Annotated in this window: 26 protein-coding genes; 12 read left to right on the forward strand and 14 right to left on the reverse strand. The window is 51.4% G+C overall.

The window, feature by feature from the left end; all coding sequences use genetic code 11:
- Positions 1-299 precede the first annotated feature (299 nt).
- The 4 genes from LIX00_RS23195 to LIX00_RS23210 all read left to right on the forward strand — a co-directional run bounded on the left by LIX00_RS23195 (position 300) and on the right by LIX00_RS23210 (position 2383).
- A complete protein-coding gene (locus LIX00_RS23195) occupies positions 300-1082 on the forward strand; it encodes a ParA family protein (protein ID WP_227357273.1) in 783 nt (260 codons plus the stop codon).
- Entirely contained in the window at positions 1079-1543 is a 465-nt protein-coding gene (locus tag LIX00_RS23200; protein WP_227357274.1) for a DUF8160 family protein, read from the forward strand. Before LIX00_RS23195 ends, LIX00_RS23200 begins: the two co-directional genes overlap by 4 nt.
- Before the next feature lie 118 nt (positions 1544-1661).
- Entirely contained in the window at positions 1662-1967 is a 306-nt protein-coding gene (locus LIX00_RS23205) for an AbrB/MazE/SpoVT family DNA-binding domain-containing protein (RefSeq protein WP_227357275.1), read from the forward strand.
- Positions 1964-2383, forward strand: coding sequence for a PIN domain-containing protein (locus LIX00_RS23210; RefSeq protein WP_227357276.1), 420 nt, complete (start codon positions 1964-1966; stop codon positions 2381-2383). The genes LIX00_RS23205 and LIX00_RS23210 overlap by 4 nt, the downstream gene beginning before the upstream one ends.
- A gap of 61 nt (positions 2384-2444) precedes the next feature.
- Here LIX00_RS23210 and LIX00_RS23215 read toward each other — a convergent pair whose 3' ends face one another.
- On the reverse strand, positions 2445-2852 hold the full coding sequence (locus LIX00_RS23215) for a hypothetical protein (protein WP_227357277.1): 408 nt from the start codon (positions 2850-2852) through the stop codon (positions 2445-2447).
- Positions 2853-3181: 329 nt separating this feature from the next.
- On the opposite strand from LIX00_RS23215, the gene LIX00_RS23220 reads away from it, so the two are divergent.
- A complete protein-coding gene (locus LIX00_RS23220; protein ID WP_227357278.1) occupies positions 3182-3418 on the forward strand; it encodes a hypothetical protein in 237 nt (78 codons plus the stop codon).
- Between the two features lie 66 nt (positions 3419-3484).
- Here LIX00_RS23220 and LIX00_RS23225 read toward each other — a convergent pair whose 3' ends face one another.
- Both LIX00_RS23225 and ilvC read right to left on the reverse strand, forming a co-directional pair.
- Positions 3485-3880, reverse strand: a complete 396-nt coding sequence (locus LIX00_RS23225; RefSeq protein WP_227357279.1) for a HalOD1 output domain-containing protein — start codon at positions 3878-3880, stop codon at positions 3485-3487.
- A 1053-nt stretch (positions 3881-4933) separates the two neighbouring features.
- Positions 4934-5959, reverse strand: a complete 1026-nt coding sequence (ilvC, locus tag LIX00_RS23230) for a ketol-acid reductoisomerase (RefSeq protein ID WP_227357280.1) — start codon at positions 5957-5959, stop codon at positions 4934-4936.
- A gap of 745 nt (positions 5960-6704) precedes the next feature.
- Between ilvC and LIX00_RS26560 the strand changes: the two genes are divergently transcribed.
- From LIX00_RS26560 to ddfA, 4 genes are all read left to right on the forward strand, one after another.
- Complete coding sequence (locus tag LIX00_RS26560) at positions 6705-6953, forward strand: DUF8156 family protein (protein ID WP_497007356.1); 249 nt, start codon at positions 6705-6707, stop codon at positions 6951-6953.
- A gap of 4 nt (positions 6954-6957) precedes the next feature.
- Positions 6958-9057 carry a type B DNA-directed DNA polymerase gene (locus tag LIX00_RS23235; protein ID WP_227357281.1) on the forward strand — a complete coding sequence of 700 codons (2100 nt, stop codon included), beginning with the start codon at positions 6958-6960 and terminating at the stop codon, positions 9055-9057.
- A gap of 245 nt (positions 9058-9302) precedes the next feature.
- Positions 9303-9629 (forward strand): DUF7344 domain-containing protein, encoded by a 327-nt coding sequence (locus LIX00_RS26400; protein ID WP_438267123.1) that lies wholly within the window; start codon positions 9303-9305, stop codon positions 9627-9629.
- Between the two features lie 219 nt (positions 9630-9848).
- Complete coding sequence (gene ddfA / locus LIX00_RS23240; protein ID WP_227357367.1) at positions 9849-10085, forward strand: DdfA family disk-determining factor; 237 nt, start codon at positions 9849-9851, stop codon at positions 10083-10085.
- Between the two features lie 500 nt (positions 10086-10585).
- Here ddfA and LIX00_RS23245 read toward each other — a convergent pair whose 3' ends face one another.
- The 9 genes from LIX00_RS23245 to LIX00_RS23285 all read right to left on the reverse strand — a co-directional run bounded on the left by LIX00_RS23245 (position 10586) and on the right by LIX00_RS23285 (position 15760).
- Entirely contained in the window at positions 10586-11437 is an 852-nt protein-coding gene (locus LIX00_RS23245) for a DUF7344 domain-containing protein (RefSeq protein ID WP_227357282.1), read from the reverse strand.
- Positions 11438-11643: 206 nt separating this feature from the next.
- Positions 11644-11907, reverse strand: coding sequence for a hypothetical protein (locus LIX00_RS23250; RefSeq protein WP_227357283.1), 264 nt, complete (start codon positions 11905-11907; stop codon positions 11644-11646).
- A gap of 178 nt (positions 11908-12085) precedes the next feature.
- Positions 12086-12595: a PIN domain-containing protein gene (locus LIX00_RS23255; protein ID WP_227357284.1), complete on the reverse strand. Its 510-nt coding sequence runs from the start codon at positions 12593-12595 to the stop codon at positions 12086-12088.
- Positions 12596-12919, reverse strand: a complete 324-nt coding sequence (locus LIX00_RS23260; RefSeq protein WP_227357285.1) for a hypothetical protein — start codon at positions 12917-12919, stop codon at positions 12596-12598.
- Positions 12920-13197: 278 nt separating this feature from the next.
- The gene (locus LIX00_RS23265; RefSeq protein WP_227357286.1) at positions 13198-14103 is read right to left on the reverse strand and encodes a DUF8008 family protein; all 906 of its coding nucleotides are present in this window, start codon (positions 14101-14103) and stop codon (positions 13198-13200) included.
- A complete protein-coding gene (locus tag LIX00_RS23270; protein ID WP_227357287.1) occupies positions 14096-14503 on the reverse strand; it encodes a hypothetical protein in 408 nt (135 codons plus the stop codon). Before LIX00_RS23270 ends, LIX00_RS23265 begins: the two co-directional genes overlap by 8 nt.
- Positions 14500-14832, reverse strand: coding sequence for a hypothetical protein (locus LIX00_RS23275; protein WP_227357288.1), 333 nt, complete (start codon positions 14830-14832; stop codon positions 14500-14502). The genes LIX00_RS23270 and LIX00_RS23275 overlap by 4 nt, the downstream gene beginning before the upstream one ends.
- Positions 14829-15209, reverse strand: a complete 381-nt coding sequence (locus LIX00_RS23280; RefSeq protein ID WP_227357289.1) for a hypothetical protein — start codon at positions 15207-15209, stop codon at positions 14829-14831. Before LIX00_RS23280 ends, LIX00_RS23275 begins: the two co-directional genes overlap by 4 nt.
- A gap of 56 nt (positions 15210-15265) precedes the next feature.
- Positions 15266-15760 carry a hypothetical protein gene (locus tag LIX00_RS23285; protein WP_227357290.1) on the reverse strand — a complete coding sequence of 165 codons (495 nt, stop codon included), beginning with the start codon at positions 15758-15760 and terminating at the stop codon, positions 15266-15268.
- Between the two features lie 274 nt (positions 15761-16034).
- Here LIX00_RS23285 and LIX00_RS23290 point away from each other — a divergent pair, with 274 nt between their 5' ends.
- The 3 genes from LIX00_RS23290 to LIX00_RS23300 all read left to right on the forward strand — a co-directional run bounded on the left by LIX00_RS23290 (position 16035) and on the right by LIX00_RS23300 (position 17114).
- Positions 16035-16235: a hypothetical protein gene (locus tag LIX00_RS23290; RefSeq protein WP_227357368.1), complete on the forward strand. Its 201-nt coding sequence runs from the start codon at positions 16035-16037 to the stop codon at positions 16233-16235.
- Positions 16236-16547: 312 nt separating this feature from the next.
- Positions 16548-16913 (forward strand): hypothetical protein, encoded by a 366-nt coding sequence (locus LIX00_RS23295; protein WP_227357291.1) that lies wholly within the window; start codon positions 16548-16550, stop codon positions 16911-16913.
- 27 nt (positions 16914-16940) lie between these two features.
- The gene (locus tag LIX00_RS23300) at positions 16941-17114 is read left to right on the forward strand and encodes a hypothetical protein (RefSeq protein ID WP_227357292.1); all 174 of its coding nucleotides are present in this window, start codon (positions 16941-16943) and stop codon (positions 17112-17114) included.
- Positions 17115-17633: 519 nt separating this feature from the next.
- Here LIX00_RS23300 and LIX00_RS23305 read toward each other — a convergent pair.
- Together LIX00_RS23305 and LIX00_RS26035 are read right to left on the reverse strand one after the other, a co-directional pair.
- Positions 17634-19352 (reverse strand): pentapeptide repeat-containing protein, encoded by a 1719-nt coding sequence (locus LIX00_RS23305; RefSeq protein ID WP_227357293.1) that lies wholly within the window; start codon positions 19350-19352, stop codon positions 17634-17636.
- A 279-nt stretch (positions 19353-19631) separates the two neighbouring features.
- On the reverse strand, positions 19632-19760 hold the full coding sequence (locus tag LIX00_RS26035) for a hypothetical protein (protein ID WP_255679375.1): 129 nt from the start codon (positions 19758-19760) through the stop codon (positions 19632-19634).
- Between the last annotated feature and the right edge of the window lie 100 nt (positions 19761-19860).

Consider the following 19860-nt stretch of genomic DNA (forward strand, 5'->3'; position numbering starts at 1 on the left):
CACGTCTACAATAAAACACTCGTGAAATCTGGGGGGTGTCTCATCGTCAACTCTCGTGAAATGCGGGGGGTGGGGGAATTAGAATCGTGTAGTTCTCTTCCGTGAAATCTCGGGGTTGAAATTCCGTTTCTCGTAGCCGAGAATCGCATCCGTTTGTTAGTAACCATATTAACTCTTGCACGCTCCCAATCCTGACGATCTGTTCGGATGAACATGCGCCTATTCACAAATTCAAATAGTCGAATATTCGGATAGGCGTCTGACGCACCTATTTATCAATTCCGTACAGACGCCTATTCATGGCGTATAGTGTTAGTGTATCAAACCAGAAGGGTGGCACCGGCAAAACGACTGTTGCTGTGAATTTAGCGGGCGCGCTCGCCAATCGGGGCAATAACGTTCTTCTCGTCGACCTCGATCCTCAGGGCTATGCAACCGAATCAGTAGGCATCCCGGACGCGTACGACGCTAATGGGCTCACGCTCCATGACGTACTCCTCGACCTCGACAAAATCTCTCGAGCTGATGAACTAGTTCGAAAAGCCCCCGAGTTCGACGTCATTCCCAGCAATGTGGCTCTCACGTCGAAGAATACCGAGACAAATCTGCAGAATGCACAAGGGGGAGAACGACGGGTTGGGATGGCCCTCGACAATCTTTCCACTGATTATGACTTCATCGTCATCGATTGCCCTCCTGGACTGGGTGCACTTACTGACAACGCCCTTCTGGCAACTGGGCGTGTGCTGATTCCGGCGGAAACCAAGGGAACGAGTAAGCGAGCTGTCGAACTCCTACGTGATCAAATCGACTCGCTCGAAATGCTGTTTCCCGAAGCTAGTATTCAGCCCGTTGGGGTCGTCGCTAATGACGTCCGCCAAGATGGGGTTAGCAATGAGATGATCGAGTGGTTTGATACGGTATTTGGTGAACTCGTCCCCGTCTACGAACTCCGGAAGCGAGTAGTTCTCCAACGAGCCCAGATGGCCGGTCGAACGATTTTCGAACACGATGAGGAGTGTGATATGGAGGGCGTGTTTGATGACATTGCTGCAGATCTCGAAGGGAGGGCTGCTGAATGACTGATAATCGTGCCGAGGAGTTGTCCGGTCGGTGGGGAAACTCAGACGATGACGATGATGAACAGGCGGATAGTCAGATAGACGAACAGGCGTCTGAAACGAATAGGCAGACAGATAATGAAGACGCACAGGCGAATAGTCGAATAGACGGTGATGATGAACAGGCGTCTAATACGAATAGGCGCATAGGCGATGAAGACAAACAGGCGAATAAGCGTCGGAAACTGACGACGAGAGAGCGGGAAAGTCAAATGGTCTATCTTCGACCCGACCAGTATGAACAGCTTCATGGCACGTGGTTAGACCTGGAGTATCGATTTGGCCGAAAGCGTGGAATCGACCTTGAGAAGAGTCGAGACTTCCTCGTACCACTTCTCGAATTAGGGATGGCTCAGCTAGGTGATGTAGAATCTCGAGATTTAGATGAGTTGGCGGATCTTCTCGGTATTGAAAACGAATAGTGGTTATTCAGGGGAAATTGGCCAGTTCCTACGTGTTTCTTCGCTACCGCAGTGGACTCCTCCAGAAGTCCGCTGTAAGAGAAAGGCTTACCTATGAATAGCCACTAGACTATGAATGATGAGTAAATCAGAACAGCCAGATGACTCTGAAAAGGAGGTGGTCGCTGTCTCGAAACATGGCCAAGCAACCATCCCAAAGCGATTCCGCGACAAGCTTGGAATTAATGCACCGGGAAAGGTACTCTTCCGTGAAACTGACGATGGTACCGTCATCGTCGAGCACGTCCGCTCTCCCAGTGAAATGCGCGGATTCGCCGCTCGTAGTGACGCGACCACCGACACGCCGGCAACGGAGATTCTCCGTGAGAAACGCGAGCAAGACCGGGACGATCGCGAAGCCCAGTTTTCATCCGAAAACGAATGACGAGTCCCGATCGCGTCGTTTTCGATGCTGAGCCGTTGATCGCCCATGCAGACGATGAACCTGGAAGCAAAGCCGTTGAGGAGTATCTCAACGCAGTTGCTACCGAGCAGACTGCTGGATACGCCAGCTGTGTGAATCTCACCGAAGTTCGGTATACACTCGCCCGGAAGTACGACCGAGCGACGGCTGACGAATATCTCGAGTGGCTCGACGACCTTGGCATCGAACCAACCAATGTCGATCAGGTGTGGATGGATGCTTCCGACTATATTCTCGAGTACAATCCTGCTCTGGGCGATTCGTTCGCACTTGCGACCGCAACACATCTCGACGCAACACTCCTCGTTGGTGGGGATGACGATTATGATGAGGTCTCCTCAGTGCCGATTGAGCGCTTTCGCGATGGGTCCGCGTAGCTATCCTTTCAAGCGGAGGTCGGAACCTCGTATTTGTGGGATGGATTGTTTACACTTGTTCTCATCGGATCGTCGCTATATCTGCCGCCACACGTTCCGATCCCTCCGCTGCAATCACGAGCAGATTCGGCACTGATGTGCAGGGCGCTCGATCACCGACGTGGAATCCTGCATCTGCAGCACCTGGCAGTTGGACTTGATAGCCATTCCCTGCGATTTGGAGTGAGGCGTCTGTTACTCGGTGGATTGAAACTGTATCGCGGGCGGCTGAGGTCGTGAGTTCGACGATATTCTCGTCGGTGATGCGGTCGATGTCGACGACGAGGAGGAGGCCGTCGAATGCAAACACGCGGACGTCTGCAAGAGAGGTGGTTTCATCATCGGTTTCTTCAACGAGCCCAGCTGCTCGGGCAGGCTTTGTGACTTGGAGAGCGAGGCCATCGCCGGACCGTTTGATCTTGTTGGGCATTGGTGGTTAGTATAGTATACTAACCCAAGAATATTCGCCTTGGTGAATGCGCTCTCGGCTCGGCGTTGTTGGTGAGGAGCGTGGGGGTCGCGAGTCTTCTCGTGTCTTCAGTTTCACTTCCGCTCTGGTTGGCTGACGTCTTTATCCATCGGGTACCAAGCGTCGAGTGCAGTCAACGTAACCCAGCAGACGACGTGGGTTCTCGTACTCATCCCACCCTATCCTCCCATGGCGTCTACTTACTCCCCTTGTCATAATGAGCCAAAGGGTGTCACGACTGGACTCTGTCCGAGGGTTTACTTGCTCAGCATTCGAATTTGGTACCACGAATGGTCTCAGATGGGACGTCGCCACTTACACCACTTGCGCAAGAAGCGCTTGAGGCACTCGCGAGCACAATCCCACCCGGTGGTGAACTCACCTATGAGCAAGCCTATACCGTTCTCGCCGAGAAAGAAGATCTTGAGCGGCCTGCTGCCAAAGATATCATCGAACGATTGTATAACAAGGGCCATCTCTACGAAGTCGACGGAAATCTCCGACTCACTGATTACGGATCTGAATAGCAAGGGCCGTCTTGATCGTGAGGTTCAACGTAGGTGGGAAATAGCAGACTGAATCACTGTTCGTGATCAACTAGCCGGATATCGATTTCCACTAGTTTCGCGTTGTGCTCTAATCGGTTCGTAGATGAGAATGGTATTGTCACTGCGGACGGTGACAAGATAGTCCTCGACCGTGAATCGGACCTCGACATCACTCTTTTTCTCCGTACTTGCTGTGATGATGTCTTCGAGTGCATCTGGGTTCACGTATTCGTACAATGAGAGTGTGGTTTGGCCAGCTGCCGGCTCGATCACCTCAACAAGTGCCTCAACGACACCAACAACAAGCTCCGAACCCAATGCTTCGGGATCAATCGTCTTTGAGGCGACCAGTGCGTATTGGGGTGGTGGGCTCGGTCCCGAGTGCTCCGTGGTGGAACCGAACCAGCTAGTCGTTTTCGTTCTTATTGTGTCGCTGTTCATACTTTCCATTTGTTCTCCAAATAGTTGAGTAACGGCCGCTTACCGCAGAATTTACTCAATCGAAAGAAAACAATACTAAAACCGAGACCAATAAAAGTTATATGGGATTGCTTGAGGGGATAGTATAATAAAATCAAATAATGTCTGACGAACTTATTTTATCCCCTATGCCGTTGGTGGAGATACGCTCTCACCAGAGGCCAGCGCGACGACACAGTCTGGCGTCATCACCCGACGGTGTCGCCGTGGCTGGTCGTGAGAGTGGTTCTCCCTTCCTAGCCTCTTTCCCGACGGGTTGAGTACGTCTGTTATCCAGTGCCCTGTCTGTTGAGAACCGGACTTTCGGAAAGCCAAATCGGAAACGGATGGAGCGTGTCGGATTCCACTATCAGTGTCGGGCTTTCTAATCGTGATTGGCTGCGGTAGATTCGTGTCCAATTGCGCCAGCTGAGACGGATCAAACCATCTACAACTCCTTTTAAACAGTCCACAGGGGCGGCGTGAACTTCACTACAAACTCATCAACCAAGTCATTCAAAATCATCTCCCCTTCACCGGATTTGGTGAATAGAATGTGGGACTCAACTTGGCCAAATGTTTCGAGATATTCCGGGTTCTTCGGTGGGCTTCTACCGATGACGTGCACTGGTCGGAAGTAGCGATTGACCGATCCCCGATTTTCTCCAGTGTGGCAACTAGCACGACCAACACCCACACCAATTACTATCGCTATGTCATGTATCGGAATATTCGGAAGCGACCCTGGCTTGCCGATCTGAAATCCCGGAGAAATATTATCTGTGATACGCCAAACATCCCCAGAACTTCCCTCACTCACCCCCGGCATTACACTGCTCGAAACCGACGAGCGCATGACTGGCTCACTCCAGTCGCTTGTCCTCGATCAGGTGCTCGACGCCAAAAGTCGTCGAGCGTACTTCTTCTATCCTTCGCTTAATTTCCAGGATACCGGAGGATCATCCGTTCGAGCGTTCGCTTTTCTGTAACCGTACTCCCTTCCGGTCTGGAGCTCATCAGTTCCGTAGTTGGTTTTCAATCTTCGTCTTTCGTTCCTTCTTCGCGTAGACCAAATGCATCGAGTGTTTGCTGTTCGGCCTCCACCATCTCCGTCTTCTCGTACTTCTTTCGGAGGTGGTCGAGTGTTGGATAACCTGCCTGTTGCTCTCTGGTCCACTCGGTCGCGAATGTGCCTTTCTCAATTCGGTGCATGCATTCACGCATGTACTCTTGGATGGGTTGACGGTCGAACGCATCGATTCCCCGCAGTTGGCCGTACTGACTGGTTTGGGAGTGAAGTGAGAGTTGCTCGATGATCCCCTGGGTGGCTGCTTTTTGGAAAATGTAGGCCATTTCACGGGAGAGTGATTGTTCGAGCATGATGACCTCCGGTGGAACTCCCGCTTCGAGTTCGATCTCGTATTTACTCATCATGGCACTCACGAAGATTGGAAAAAGCGCCTGCTCGGTCATGAGATCGGTCTTTGTCTCTACTTCGAAGCTGCTTTCAACGACACCCGATCGCGTCGCACCGATACCCTTTGCAATCGCGAGTCCAACTTCTTTTGCATCGCCGGACGGATTTTGGTGAACCCCTAGTAATGCTGGTGCCCCGCGGTCTTCGATGTATAGTTCTCGGACCATCGTCCCGATCATTCGCGGTGCGACCAGTACCACATCGAGGCCGTCATCTGGATCGATGAATCCATAGGTGATATTGTAACCAGACGCAAAAATCACTACGTTGCCCTCGTCAAGATCGGGTTCGACAGCGTTTTCGTACACGTCCGGTGCGACTTCATCTGGAATCAGCATGAACACGATATCCGCTTTCGATGACGCCTTTGGGATTCGATAGACAGGAAATCCGTCTTCTTGAGCACGGCTCCACGAGGCGTCTTCTCGATTCCCTACAATTATGCTTTCGACACCGCTATCGCGAAGATTCAGTGCCTGTGCACGTCCTTGATTCCCGTATCCGATTATCGCAATTGTTCGGTCTTCAAGGTCCGATAGAGTCCCATCATCATCATAGTAGACGGTGGTATCATTCTCTGCCATGATATGACTCAACAAACTATGCGGGCATCGAAATAAGTTCTCCCGTCGCACGTTCAGCTGCACCGTCTCACGACTCAATAGTCAGTGTCCATCACCAGTCTCGTCTGAGTAGACTATCTCGGACTTTTGTCCTCCACTCGGAGGAAGTCGACGACAGAGGTGATCCCTTGTTTCTGACCGCAAATGCGGTGGCCGGTACCATCTCTCTCCCTCCTGCTGGTTTGTCGCCGATAACCGCCGATACAACTGCCGTACTCACTAGTACCGTCGGTTTGGGTGTGCGGGTTACTACAATCAGCATTTGTGTTACCGGAACGCGTTTTATCCTACCGTCCAATGCTTTAACTGCGCTCTCACACCTGGCCAGAGCGACTCCCCGGCGCTATCATGCGACGCTGACGGTCTGGTTGGTTGTGAGAGCCCTGCGGTCGGCTTTCCTTGCCTTTCTCCCAGTGAGCGTTGGTGGGAACTAGGTTTTCGGAAACTCCAATTGGAAACAATTCAATCGAACTACTGACGACCAGCATTACCGGCCTTTTTGAGACTCATCTCGTAGAGAACATTCTGGAGAGAGACGGACAGATTCGCTCCAAACTGGCGGTAATAGAACCTCGACTCTTACTTCATAGTGGGTGGCCAGCACGACCAGTTCTCACACCCATTTCCATGGACATTTCCTGTATTGGAATATTCGGAAGCGGCCCTGGCTTACCTAAGGGACCCTCGGTAGTCGTGTTTACCTGCAATGAGCCATACTAGCCAAATCACGACGGGATGGGACGAGTATCGACGAGCACTTCGACCGACCGACCAAGCAGTCTTTGATCGACTCCTAGAGTACGCACAGCTGCATACCGATCCCAGTACAGTTCACAAGCCTCTGTTCGTCGAGACGCCGATTCTAATCTCGATCCTGCTCGAACAGCAGATCCAAATCGACGACTTGGCTGATCGGCTTGATCACATAGAGGACGATCTGAACGATCAGGGATGAGGTCATGGTGTACAAAATCGACTCCGTCGATGGCGACGTGCTTAGATGGTCGGTGACTGAGACGGGGGTGGAGTGTGAAGTCGACGAATCGTACACGCCGACAATTTACGTCTCTGTGCACGGTGACGGCGATTTTTCGACGGCACGTGCTGCACTTCGTGACCATCCTGCTGTTGTTCGGGTTGCCGTGGTTGATGAACGCGTGAGTTTTCGCCACGACCCCGAGCAAGTACTTCGGGTGGATGTGGTTGACCTCAATGCGGTGAATTCGGTGGCCCGAATGGTGAGTAAGTGGGGCTCGCCTGGTGAGTATCGGTGTTACAACGTCGACTTCTCGCGAGAGTTCCGCTATTGTCTGGAAAAGAGGATTGATCCGCTTCCGACCCACGCACTCTCGGAGATGAAGATTACCGTCTCGGAGACGGAACTCGCGAGTGAGAGGGTTACTGAGCTCACGATCGACGATGAGGTGGTGGCTGGGAGTGGTGCAGACGTGTTAACGACGCTGTCGGCTCGTGTGGAGTCGGTTGATCCGGATGTACTCTTCTTGAATACGAGCGACCTCATTCCCGTCCTTTTCCAGCAAGCCGATCGGCTCGACGTAGAGTTCCAGCTTGGGCGACGTCCAGGGTGGCAGCAATTAGCAGGTGAATCAACCTACGAAAGCTATGGGCAAGTCGGGCACTCACCAGCACGCTACAATCTCCCCGGTCGGGTGATTATCGACGGCTCGAATACGTTCATGTGGAATCAAACGAATCTCGACGGCTGTCTGTATCTCGTTGAGCAGTCGGGCAAGCCATTACAGGAGTTGGCGTGGTCGTCGATCGGGAACATTCTGACCGGGATTCAGATACAGGAAGCTCGTGAACGGGAAGTGCTTGTCCCGTGGCACTCGTGGCGGCATGAGAAGTTCAAAACGATGCGCCAGCTGCACGATGCCGACCGAGGTGGGTTCACCTTTGCACCGGATGTCGGCCTGCACGAGGACGTTCACGAACTCGACTTTTCCTCGTTGTATCCGAATATCATCGTAACGCGGAACGTGAGTCCCGAGAAAATCCGGTGTGAGTGCCATGCTGAGAGGGAGGACGTGCCGGGCATTGACTACTCGATTTGTGACGAGCGAGGGTATCTGCCCGATGTGCTTGAGCCGTTGATCGAGGATCGGGATGCGATCAAAGCCAAGATTCGAGCGACTGAGGATGAAGAGCGTCGCGAGGAATTGCAAGGCCAATCCAGTGCGATCAAGTGGATTCTAGTCTCCTGTTTCGGCTATCAGGGCTTTTCGAACGCGAAGTTCGGACGGATCGAGTGCCACGAAGCGATCAATGCGTATGCTCGGGAGATTCTGTTGGAGACGAAAGCAGTGCTCGAGGAGCATGGCTGGCGTATTGTGCATGGCATCGTCGATAGCGTGTGGGTGACGCCGATTGAAGGCGAAGAACAGACGTCGCTGTCTGCGCTTACGAAGGAAATTTCCGAGCAGGTCGAGATTCGGCTCGAACACGAAGCCCGCTACGACTGGATAACATTTGTGCCGTTACGTGATTCGGATGCCGGTGCCTTGACGAAGTACTTCGGAAAAGTGGCTGGTGAAGACGAGTACAAATATCGGGGGATCGAGTGTCGGCAGCGAAGCTCGCCCTCGTATATCAATGAGGCGCAAAAGGAGTTGATTCGAGCGGTGGATGCGTATCGTGATCCGGAAGCAGTTTGTGAGGAACTGCGGTCGTGGGTTGATCGGCTTGAGCGTGGAGCGGTTGACCCGAATGAGTTGGTAATTACGAATCGTGTTTCGAAAAAGCGGGAGGACTACACGCAGTCGACGCGGAGTGTGGCGGCGCTAGAGCGGGCGGCTGATTTAGGGTTGGGGCGTGCGCCTGGTCAGAGCGTGTCGTATATTGTGGTGGACGATGACAAGCAGTCGCGTGAGCGGGTGCTGTTGGCAAGCGAGGAGCTGACCGAGTATGACACTGGGTTTTATCGGGAGTTGCTGATTCGGGCAGCAGCGAGTGTGTTATCGCCGCTCGGGTGGCGTGAGTCGGATATTGAGGAAGAGTTAGGACAGTACACTGACTCGAGTTTACGGTCATTCAGCTGACGATCGAAGTAAACGTCTTCAGTAAGATATTCTGTCAGTATCCCAAAAAATTGATTTTACCGATCGTATTGTCCCTTCTTTAGTCATACCTCTTTCATAGTTTCTAAGTAGGAGAAGTAATAAAAACTAGTACGATAACAGGAACAAAGCAGACGGAATCAGAGATTAGCCTCTACTACACTGGCAATCACGATCAGACACACCACCACTGACGTCCATTGGCCCTCTAATCTAGTGACTAGACAATGATTAATGACTCTCCGCATTCATCAAACCCCTCGTTCGATACACTTTTTAAGATACTTGCAAATCAGCATCGTCGCTATCTCCTCTATCACCTCTCGACAATGAATGAAGAGACACTCACGCTCTCAGCACTCGTTAACAGACTTGCGCAAGACGTTGCTATAACCCACAAACGTCTTCGAATAAACCTCCATCAACGCCACCTACCGAAGCTGGCTGATCACAATGTGATTGAGTACGATTCGCGGAGTCAAACCATTCGCTATCGTGGCAGTGATCGTCTTGAGATACTCTTAGAGATGTGCCGGCATCAAGAACGAGAGTAACTAGGTGGACAAGATTTAGCGGTACATCCTCTTGGTGATCATTTTTGGGCGCTAAAGTACAATATTGTCCCGTTAGTTATTTACCGGCTGCTCCAGTTGAGCGAGTTAGCAGGAACATCCCGTAAAGAGCACCTTGCCAACGCAAGGTGGATGTTCTTACAGGAGGGACAGATGGGAATGAATTCACCAGCCACGGGGAGTAGACAGACAACAGTTGGAATGTCTGATTCACTCACTGAACGAATTATCACTACGGTTGCAGAGGCAGACGGACAGTCAGTAGATGAACTCGAACCGTTATACAATGCGATTAACACGGAAGCACTTGAGTCACTCTTTGCGTCTCGAGCAGACGGGTCCTCTCGTCCAGACGGCAAAATCTCGTTTCAGTATGCAGGATACTGGGTGACAGTCTCGAGTGACGGGGCCGTTGAGATCGAGACCGACGACAGATAGATACGATGAAGGGTTGCAGAGAGTAGAGGCTTTCAAGTTTCCTGAGCAATTGAGTTGTTACCAAACTCTCCGTTTCTCCTAATCTCAACTGATCCAGGTTGCATTCCCGTAACAACTACGACGAATGTTGAGAGAGTGTTGTGATGGTTTGCTGAGTGACTCTCATTCAGCATGTCATCCGATAGCTTATTCATTTCCTCGAACGACGACAGTCTCCTTTGTCACAGAAACGTGACACCCGTTGAAGCAGAATATCACCGACCTCTCCTCGTGGATGGCTCAGCTGCTTGATTCGCGGAAAAGGCGCCAAGATGACTGTGACCTACCACGTCGTAAAGTGAGTCGAGTTCGATCACTGGTGTGATCGTGAGGGCCGTAATTGCCCGACCGACGGCTTCACTCGGCAGTTCACTTGCCCTGATTTCGTAGGTAATTTCAGGGGCCTGGTTGGCAGGTTAGTTACTGGGGTTCGTTACAGTTCGTTGAATAGCATGTTACTATTATGAATGGAGTCCGCTTTGAAAATCTGCGCTCTGGTAGTCAAGATGATCAAGCCGTGGACCGAGCAATTCCCGAACGAGGACGACCAGCGGATTGTCCTTGCCCTTCCCGACCAGTACCGTCTCCTTGGGGTGCTTGCCATCGGAATTCGGTTCATCCAGAATGGCGAGCATGACCTTTCGGCGGTCGACGAGAACCAGCCGACCGACCTTTGGATACCTTGATGGTGTGTTTAACCACCCACGCTGGGGTTCCCAGAGGGTGACGTCTGGCAGATGGCTCCGGATGAGATCGCGGACATCAGGATTTTGCGAACCCACGTATATCTCCACGCCCCGGTCGATGGCATCTTCTGCGTGACAGAGGCACTTCTCTTCGAGCAGATCGGTGCTGACGAACATGCAAAACAGTTCCTCCTCTGCCTCGTCGGCAAGTTGTCTCCCGTACTCGAGTGCTGCCTGACGGCCTTCGAGAGTTCCAATCGAGTTCTCGTCGGACTGCCGATCAGTTTGAAACCGCGCTAACAACTCGGCAAACAGATCTTCTTCGTACCAGTCAATATCTGTTATGGCGTCGTTCCGAGACGTAACAATGTTCGCCTCTTGATCGTAATTAATAAATCCAAAATCCGCGAGTTTCGGGAGAGAATTATGGTACAGAGTGATTTGTTTCCGTTTGAGGTAATGCTCATACTCATCGGAGCTCATCACAGTCTCGTTCTGTTTCACCAGCCGTTCGACCAGCTCGTTCAGATGGAGCGGCCGTGAGGCATCTTCAAGAACAGCCAGTATCTCCTGATTGTCGGGATTGGACAGGACAGCTTTCCACTTTTGACGCCCATTGTGCGTCATACTGACCTCATCATTATAGATGAGACTCAATAAGAAGTATGGCTAACAAAATAGGGCCAAGAAGAGCACCGACGGTTAGCGACCAAATGCTTTGCGGAGGAACGTCTGACGCTAACATTGGAAACACGTTCTATGCAAAACATCGGGCCCGATGTATACGGCTGCCAACGATTTCTAGGAAGCTATTGAAACACACGACCATGCTCTCATCCGACGGTCGCTTTTCTAGAGTTGATCTCTACGTTAGCTTCGTGGGCTCGCATCCACCCGGCGAGGTCGGGATGCGCGAACGTGATCTCGATGTGATGGCCACCGACACCCATCGCGTCGTCCACCGACAATGTCCGTGATTCCTTGTAGGTCACACCAGGAACGCGCTCGGCCATCTCTTCCATGACGCGATAGCCATCGTTCTTGTACGCACAGCCATAGTGCGTTGCCACCTCTCGATAGCCGAGTCGGGCAACCATCACGTCATCCGTCTGTGCGACGTTCTTTGCGTGCTCAAGGACATTGAGGTACTTGTCCTCAACGTGCTGACTCTCGGCTCGCTTCTCGCGGAAGTTGACCAGCTCGGTATTCTGTTCCGAACGCTGAACCGTCTCGCAGAGTTGGCAGCCTGTATTCGAGCTAAACGAATCGAGGAAGTCACTGGCTATTCAAAACCGCTCTAGCACGTTGTACATAGGTGTTTTTCGACCAACTGCGGGCAGTGCTCATTTCATCGAGTAACGACTCCGCATTAGTCGGCGACACGATCTCATTTCGCACGAGCGCAACGAGTAGCATCGGCGTTGTCACAAGGCGAGTATCCACGAGTGACGCATGGATGAGGGCAAGACGATTAAACTCATCACATAGAAATTGCGTCGCGTTAAGCTCGTTTGTGAGTGTCACTGCGGCGTTCTCGCCCTCGTCGAGGGGAAATGAATCGTCAAGGTCGACAGCCCGTTCGTCAAAGGTCTCTCGTCGGTCAAGAATTTGTGCTGCACCCTGTCCTGATGCATCATCGTATGCTGCTGTCTCTCCTAACTCATCGAAAACCAGTGTTGGAACGATAATCGTGTGGGTAGCAAGGAGATGGTCGAGTGGGTTCCACGTGTGATGGGCGACCGTGCCGAGGCTCACGAGAGCAGATGTGTCTGCAACGATCTGCATTTACGAATCAGCTAGTTCCTCGGCGGTTGCGTCAATGAATTCGTCTTCGAGTTGTTCTTTGAGAATCCGGAAGTTGGCGGCTTCTTCGTGGCCGACGAGTTCTTTCAACTCTGTGAACGTAATATCGTCACTGTAGAACGCTTCCGCGATTTCTTGTTTGAGTTCGTCGTTATGCGCGGCATCGCGAAGGTAATCTCGGAGTGCCGAGAGAATAATTGTCGTCCGGTCCGTCTCTAAGACGGTGGCAAGCGTATCTGTTTGCTGGACGAGCCGCTCGGGGGCACGGAACTGGACTCGCTTTTTCTCCCCTGAATCAGAACTCATGTGTGTACATTGTGAGCCGAACGGGAAAACTCTGTTGTCGCATTCTAGTCCGGGAGTCCCGCGTGTCGTCCGTTCCGACCACAAATACGGTGGCCGGTCCCAGCTCTCCCCCTCCCGCTGGCTTTGAGCCGATAGCTGCCGATACAACTGCCGTACTCACGAGTAGCCGTCCCGCGTCAGTCCCAAACTGTGTCAATTCGAGACGTCCAATTCCGCGTTCGTGATGGTATTCGTGTTAGATTCGTGTCCCTCTCGGGCGTGTTTTCGTCCCGACCACGCTACTCTCCAGCAACCCCGTCTGTGGCCGGACTCTCGTCCGTGTCGCTGTTCGGTACCTCACCGGGAAGCTCGACATCAGCTTTCAACACGAGACGCGTCTCCTGGTAGCTCAATCCGTCTTTGGACCGTTGGCGTTTGATCTTTCCAAGACGTCCGTTCGAGAGCTCGTGCATTGCGTCCATGGTCCGCCGAGCAAGTTCCTGGCTGTACTTCTTGCTCACCCCCGACTCTTTCAGACGAATCCACTCGGCGAGGTTTGAGGCATCGAGATAGGCACGGATCTCACCACTCCCTTTCGACCAGAGTGAATAGCGACCGGCCTCATCGCGTTCGCGCCATACCTTGCCTGCAAGTTCGTCGGGTTTGCGGTTAGTTACTGACGCCAACATCTCGTCGTCATAGCGAGCCAATCGCTGAATCGGCAGTAGATCAGCCGTCGAATGGGCGACTGCACCACCGCGACCGAGTGCGTCTTCCTCACCAGGAAGTCGGAAGTAGGTGTTGCCGTCGTCTTTCGTGATACGCTCGAGAGTACTTCCATTGACGGAGATACGATCGGCTTCAACGTTGTCGGCAAGCAAATGTGCGCCCTTCTCGAACTCGCGTGCTTGCAGCTCGTCGATGCGTTCATCACAGGCCTGTGTCTTACGGGCAATTGCCTCTCGGTGGGATTGTGCTGCGGTTGCAGACGATTCTAGCTCTTCGATGCGCTGCTCAAGCTCCTCAATCCGGGTGGTTTTCTGTTCGAAGTTCATACGGAGATCTGCGATTCGCTCGTCTTTCTCGGCGACTTCTTGCTCAAGGTCGTCAACACGGTCGGTGAGCGACTGAACGTGCTTGGCGAGGTCGGTGACCGAGACGTTTTCGAGAGCACTGGACGCTCCGGACGGAGTGGTGTTACTCATTGGCAGCCACCCCCGCTGTGACCGCCGTGTCCTCTGTTGGCGTTGAGAGCCGCGGGAAGTGTGCGATGGTGGTGAGCGAACCGATACAGCGGGCGGTCGTGTCAGTAGCGGTGTGCGTGTACTCGAGAACAGTCATCGGCGAATTAGAGTGACCGGCAGTGCAGTGGTAGATGGCTTGTTGCGTTTCGTCCTGTGCCGTCGTGGTGATCGGCGGAGCCGTCAGCACTAGCTGTGGTGCCTGACTCGTCAGTGGGTGTGTCTCTCTTACCGTCAGAATTGTTCGTGGTAAGTCAGTCGTCGTAATGCGAACGCGATCACCGGGCGAAAGCTGCTGGACGAGTATCGCTGAATTGCGTGGATTCAGTGGTTTGGGAACGATCGAATGCTCGTCGGTGTTCACGCCTGCTCACCTCCCGTCGGGTTGGTGATGCACTCGACCTGCGCACCCGTCCGAAGCCAGGTGTATCGACCAGTCGGCGAGAGATCGTAGTGCTCGAGTTTGGTTTTGGTGTGTTCGATTTCGTCGTAGTAGGCGTACTGCAGTCGGTAGAGGTCGTGGGTTGGTGTCGCAACGTACAAGACGTGCTCGCCGGGCTCGGGGCCACGACAAGAGAGTTCGGGTTCGCAGTGCTCACACTGATAGACAATACCCGTCAGCGTCCGCTTCTCCGTGTGAATCTGGATTGGGTCCGTACACTCTAGGGCGAGGACCGTACTTCGGTCGGTCATTGCTCGGCCTCCCGTTTCTGGCGAAGGCGTTGACAGAGCTGGCAGGGTGCGTACTGATCGTCTTGTGCCGCTTCACGAGTGCAATAGGCGAGTGGGTTGTCGGTCTGCAGCGTACAGAGCGAGTGGTTGTCCGCGTCGAGTTCATGATAGGCAACGGCGTCGCCTGCATGCTGGTCGACGATGGCAACCGTCTCATCGCCAGGATAAGGGTCGGCAGCAATGCGCTGATCGCGTTCGGCATCGGAGAGGTTGCTTGTGAACCGGCTGTCACAGTAATGGGAGTCGGTGATCTGCACCGCGTAGGTTCCACACCGTGGACAGCGTTCGAATGTGTCTTCGATCTCCTCGGGGGTGATCGAAGTGGACGTGCGCGTCATCGACCATCACCTCCGATGGCTGTCGCTCTGTGGAGAGGGCGTTCAATGGGGTGCATTTACGCGCGCACCTCGGTTGGTGTGGTGTGAGTGGAGGCGTCGATGTCGTAGCACCGTTTGAGGATACGCTGGTAGTGCCTGCGGGTTTCTGCGTGGGTTTCGCCCGGTGGCGTCGAGGGGAGGTTTAGGTTGCCCGTTTTGGTGGTGACGACCGAGCGGTAAGTGTCGGTATCCTCGGGGATCTGGAAGCCCTCCTCGCCGTACTCAATCGGGCAACGACGTTCGAAAAATTGCTGGCAGTGCGGCGTGGCGTAAATGCAGTACAGGTAGGGCTCTTGGTCAGTGGTCTTGGTTCGGGTTTGGAAGCCCACGCGGAGTTCGACGAGGTACGCGCGAGTGATTGGCTCGTCGGTATCGGGCGTGGGTTGGTCTGGGTCCTGGGCGGCGGTGTCGGGGGTGGGTTCGAGGCGTTTGACGGGGTGGAAGGTTTTCTCGCCGAGGTGGGCCTCAAGGGAGAGGACACCGCCGTTGGGTTTCTCGTCGAAGGACGCCATTAGTCGTGTCCTCCGAGTATGGGTGGTTGGTAGTCGATGCGTTTTTCTACGGAAAGGGTATTGCTAGTCATGCTTCGTTGGTCTCCAGCGAAGCACGGGGAAGGTGTCACCAGCACCAACCTCATCTTCTGAGGTATCCCATGCTCCTATTGTCAAGTATGGCAACCCATGTACTTAATACTTCCCAATTGTGGGAAGGTTGCCTAATATGGGATTTATGGGTCTTGGAATCCAACCATATAATGCAATGGCTACTAAATCACTGAAATACGAGATGCCTCGACGTCGCGCGATACTCACTGATTCGGAACGGGAATTATTAGAAAAAGAGGAGAAAACAGATCGGCATTATCAAGCAGTATCTCGAGTTAGGCGTAAAATCAACGAAGAACTGACAAGGGATGTCGAAATTTTGGAAGAGAACCATTCTGACCTACTAGAAGAACTTCGCGAAGTTGTTTGCGAAACTGACTAACTTTGAAACTGAAATCACGAAAATAACTATACAAATTTATTACTTAATTGGGTATTAGGTATAGAGGTCCATGGAGAGTCCGATATTGATAAAAATCTTACCACATAGAATATCGAGTATCGATGCAGGACGTGCTTCAGCCAGCGAGTGACCCTTACTAACCGGGCGACGAAGTACTGGTCTACGTTTCCGAGACTGATCCCGATAGTGAACATCATGGAAAGCTGGACTCATCAGCTATATTCTATGGATCGTCGCCAACAGTGTGAACCAATTGAGTTCAAGAGCTTCTAGTAGAAACTGTATGACTAAATGAACTGGACTCTTGGACTACTCATTTCACTCCTAGGTCTCACAATCACCTACTTTAGTTGGAAAGCAACCCATTTCCGACGACCGACAGAAATCGAAGAAGCTGTCAGACAAACATATGCGGACTTTCGTGTGTTTAATGATGCGGACTTAGAGTTCACTGCCGTCAACGTCGTTGCTGCAAAACCTGGTTTTCCACGATACCTCTACAAATACATCCCTTTTGTGAAACGAGAAGGATTTGTCGAGGTTCAGCTCCATATCTCTCCGAAGAGTGCAGAGACAACCGCCCTCCCGGATATCGATGAGATTGAGGAACGAGACATCTTTCCGGATGATTCGATCGCGATTCGGAATGTTACGTGATCGGATAGGCCGGTTCAACAGGCAAACATGCTACTTCGGGTTCAGTTTCTCGAACCCCATCCGGTTATCAACGGTGTTCATGCGGTGATCGCCAGTGTCGTGGAAGCAAAAGCTGGAGATGTTGACGAACGCTTCAACACCAAATTCAAACATACCGATATCGAGCCAGCTGACTTGGCTGGTGAGGACGAAATAGACTAAGAAGGAAGAAAACCCATCGGATTAGGGAGCTTAGACCGCAGAATATTCCGACATACTTCCATGAGAACCCAGACTTGGGATCTATCGCAAGCTTATTGGGAGTGATCTCTCTCTCGTGCTTCATGTCTCTCAATCTGACGTCGACACGTCGCTCGGAGAGCGGTGTCAAACTGATGCGTGCTTGGCCGCTGCTGGTTGGTATGATGGGTATGATATGTGCTGTGTATTATCTCTATAAGCGGCTACAGAAGGTGTAATCGTGTTTTACTTCAACCAACAACATTATCTGGACGAACACCGGGCAGATAACTAAATCCCGGACTAAAGCACTGTCCTTCAATAGAGCTGAAAACGGGAATGAAAATCATAAATATTTTATAAATAGGATCCGAAAATCTAATCGACGTAGCAGCGACTATCGTCCAACCAAACCGGCTATGACTCTTTGTCTCGTTAGACGTCAGAGACCACCGACTAGTAATTGCTATATAAATATATTGGTTTTAGAGTTGCAGATTGCTAACGAATCCTGCGACGGCTTAATACCACTACCAGATAAGCTATCAATAAAGCTCCTATGAGTGATTGAAGACTGGCTAATGCTTGTACCACACTATTTGCCGGTTGGATATCACCATACCCCAGTGTAGTGAATGTGACCAGGCTGAAATAGAGATTAATCCATATTACTCTAATCGGCTCGGAGATTATTACTTGACGAAATGGTAATTCAAAAAACATTTGATGAAACGCACCTGATTGGGGTGACTGCCAAACGCCGCCAATTAGAGGATATATTAGCCCAAATCCAAGGATTACACATAGAGAGTTCACCACTACTCGTACCCAGCTTTCACCATAATTTGAAACTCCACGGTGAATTACGAGCTTCATCCATTGCCAGTAATGGCCTTCAGAGTACGCAATTTTCCGCCTCACGTTCTGTTCCCTTACAAAGTAGGTAGAAACATCTTCTAAGAGATAATTGTCCTGTAGTATCCGTTGGATTGCTCGATAAGTATAAATTGCCTTACTAAGTTCAACACTATCCCTCTTCGACCGATTCTTCAACCTACGTATGGACAGCCACAGCTTTGACTTCCAATCCCGTTGAGAGATATCTTTTATTAGTTCTGACTGCTTATAATATTTAGTGGCATGATTTTCCACATTCCAATCAGATACCGCCTCATATGAACATCTCTCTCCAAAGTCAGTTTCATCATCAAGCTGATTTTCTCGAAATTGTGCCTGGTAAAGGTCAGAACCTCGGAAATCTACATTAGCAAGGTTACATCGAATGAACTCTGATTTTTCAAGATCACAATTATTAATATTTGAAGATGATAGCGAAACATCTTGGAATGAAGCCCCTTGTAGTGGACTGCCTGAAAAGCAACTATTAACAACACTATCTCTAAATTCGACATTTCTTGCATCTCCATGGAGGAAATTAACATCTTTAGCCCCAAAACTCACATCTGAAAATATAGCGTTATTTACTGCGGAGTACGAAAGGTTACCATGCACCATTCTCACTCCATTAAATTCTGATTCAACTAAGTCGGAGATTTGGAATTGAGCTCCGCTGAGGTTTGTATCGGTAAATGTGGCTCTCGTCAGTCGTGCTCCAAAAAATACTGTCTGGGCACAATAACAATCCCCTATAGAAGATCCTCCAAGATCTGCACCAATTAGCACACATCCACCAAGCGGGACCTCATCTCCTAATTCTAACCGGCGTAGATAAGCACCATCAAGTCGGATATCGATAGTAGTATCAAAAGTATCTGAGTCAGGACCTTTATACAGCGTTCGTTTGTTTGGACGAGCAATATCTGCTTCATCATCCCGTGCTTGAGCAATTTGGTCTACTGATTTATCATATGTCTCCGCATGCCAGATACAGCGATCAAAATCCTCCCATTTTGGCCTCCAACAGCAAACCGCTCCATATTGCTTGCATTCATCTGGAACCTCACCGATTGAATAACCCCGTTTAATTAAATCATCATGCTTTTCCTCAATTAATTCGCTTGGATCAAAAACCTCACAGCACCGGTCTCTCGATGGACTGTTTCTAGGCGGGGATGTACTAACAGAAGCTTGCTTGACTTCAACTCTGTCCCCAGAATTCGATATTTCATCAATCCACTCCTGTATCTTCTCTAATCTACCCCAATTTGGAAGAAGATAGAACAAATAAGGAGTAATCGATGTAGGATGAGAAGCTTGCATGTTATTCAATGTGAGAAGGAAGCACAATGAATGTTTTCTTTTTATCAAAAGTCCCATACGCTTCGGTCATAACTCGATGGCTCATCTTCGGGGAAACCTGATTGCCTACGGCGTGATCGTCCCGCTGACGTACCTGCTCTGCCTTCGGACGGATCGTCACAAGGAATTCCGAGTTGGATTTCTGGCTGTTCTCTTCGTGCTCCCATCGATCATCTCTGTGGTGAGTCTGGTCGGGCCTGACTTCGCTGTCCACTCCCTACTCGGGGTCGATCCACACGTTCAATCGAGCAGGGGTTTCTCCACACTCGACAGCGCGTTCATTGGAATGCTCATAATCGCGGACTCTCTCAGATCCGTGAGCTGCTGGGAGAGCTCGCTCTGGCCGTCGATCGGGGTGCTGTTCTGCATCGGAGTGGCTAGTGCATTCTCGGGACAATCATGTCGGTTTGGTACATGCAGGAGTTGTTGGCGTTTCCGCCGTTTGTTGGTGGGACATAATCTGGACGAA

It is taken from the genome of Haladaptatus salinisoli, from assembly GCF_020614375.1.
In the GTDB taxonomy this organism is placed as follows: Archaea; Halobacteriota; Halobacteria; order Halobacteriales; family Haladaptataceae; genus Haladaptatus; species Haladaptatus salinisoli.

Coding starts and splice junctions, on each gene's coding strand:
- LIX00_RS23195 (WP_227357273.1), top strand. CDS start 300: ATGGCGTATAGTGTTAGTGTATCAAACCAGAAGGGTGGCACCGGCAAA.
- LIX00_RS23200 (WP_227357274.1), top strand. CDS start 1,079: ATGACTGATAATCGTGCCGAGGAGTTGTCCGGTCGGTGGGGAAACTCA.
- LIX00_RS23205 (WP_227357275.1), top strand. CDS start 1,662: ATGAGTAAATCAGAACAGCCAGATGACTCTGAAAAGGAGGTGGTCGCT.
- LIX00_RS23210 (WP_227357276.1), top strand. CDS start 1,964: ATGACGAGTCCCGATCGCGTCGTTTTCGATGCTGAGCCGTTGATCGCC.
- LIX00_RS23215 (WP_227357277.1), bottom strand. CDS start 2,852: ATGCCCAACAAGATCAAACGGTCCGGCGATGGCCTCGCTCTCCAAGTC.
- LIX00_RS23220 (WP_227357278.1), top strand. CDS start 3,182: ATGGTCTCAGATGGGACGTCGCCACTTACACCACTTGCGCAAGAAGCG.
- LIX00_RS23225 (WP_227357279.1), bottom strand. CDS start 3,880: ATGAACAGCGACACAATAAGAACGAAAACGACTAGCTGGTTCGGTTCC.
- ilvC (WP_227357280.1), bottom strand. CDS start 5,959: ATGGCAGAGAATGATACCACCGTCTACTATGATGATGATGGGACTCTA.
- LIX00_RS26560 (WP_497007356.1), top strand. CDS start 6,705: ATGAGCCATACTAGCCAAATCACGACGGGATGGGACGAGTATCGACGA.
- LIX00_RS23235 (WP_227357281.1), top strand. CDS start 6,958: ATGGTGTACAAAATCGACTCCGTCGATGGCGACGTGCTTAGATGGTCG.
- LIX00_RS26400 (WP_438267123.1), top strand. CDS start 9,303: ATGATTAATGACTCTCCGCATTCATCAAACCCCTCGTTCGATACACTT.
- ddfA (WP_227357367.1), top strand. CDS start 9,849: ATGTCTGATTCACTCACTGAACGAATTATCACTACGGTTGCAGAGGCA.
- LIX00_RS23245 (WP_227357282.1), bottom strand. CDS start 11,437: ATGACGCACAATGGGCGTCAAAAGTGGAAAGCTGTCCTGTCCAATCCC.
- LIX00_RS23250 (WP_227357283.1), bottom strand. CDS start 11,907: ATGGTTGCCCGACTCGGCTATCGAGAGGTGGCAACGCACTATGGCTGT.
- LIX00_RS23255 (WP_227357284.1), bottom strand. CDS start 12,595: ATGCAGATCGTTGCAGACACATCTGCTCTCGTGAGCCTCGGCACGGTC.
- LIX00_RS23260 (WP_227357285.1), bottom strand. CDS start 12,919: ATGAGTTCTGATTCAGGGGAGAAAAAGCGAGTCCAGTTCCGTGCCCCC.
- LIX00_RS23265 (WP_227357286.1), bottom strand. CDS start 14,103: ATGAGTAACACCACTCCGTCCGGAGCGTCCAGTGCTCTCGAAAACGTC.
- LIX00_RS23275 (WP_227357288.1), bottom strand. CDS start 14,832: ATGACCGACCGAAGTACGGTCCTCGCCCTAGAGTGTACGGACCCAATC.
- LIX00_RS23280 (WP_227357289.1), bottom strand. CDS start 15,209: ATGACGCGCACGTCCACTTCGATCACCCCCGAGGAGATCGAAGACACA.
- LIX00_RS23285 (WP_227357290.1), bottom strand. CDS start 15,760: ATGGCGTCCTTCGACGAGAAACCCAACGGCGGTGTCCTCTCCCTTGAG.
- LIX00_RS23290 (WP_227357368.1), top strand. CDS start 16,035: ATGCCTCGACGTCGCGCGATACTCACTGATTCGGAACGGGAATTATTA.
- LIX00_RS23295 (WP_227357291.1), top strand. CDS start 16,548: ATGAACTGGACTCTTGGACTACTCATTTCACTCCTAGGTCTCACAATC.
- LIX00_RS23300 (WP_227357292.1), top strand. CDS start 16,941: ATGCTACTTCGGGTTCAGTTTCTCGAACCCCATCCGGTTATCAACGGT.
- LIX00_RS23305 (WP_227357293.1), bottom strand. CDS start 19,352: ATGCAAGCTTCTCATCCTACATCGATTACTCCTTATTTGTTCTATCTT.
- LIX00_RS26035 (WP_255679375.1), bottom strand. CDS start 19,760: ATGCAGAACAGCACCCCGATCGACGGCCAGAGCGAGCTCTCCCAGCAG.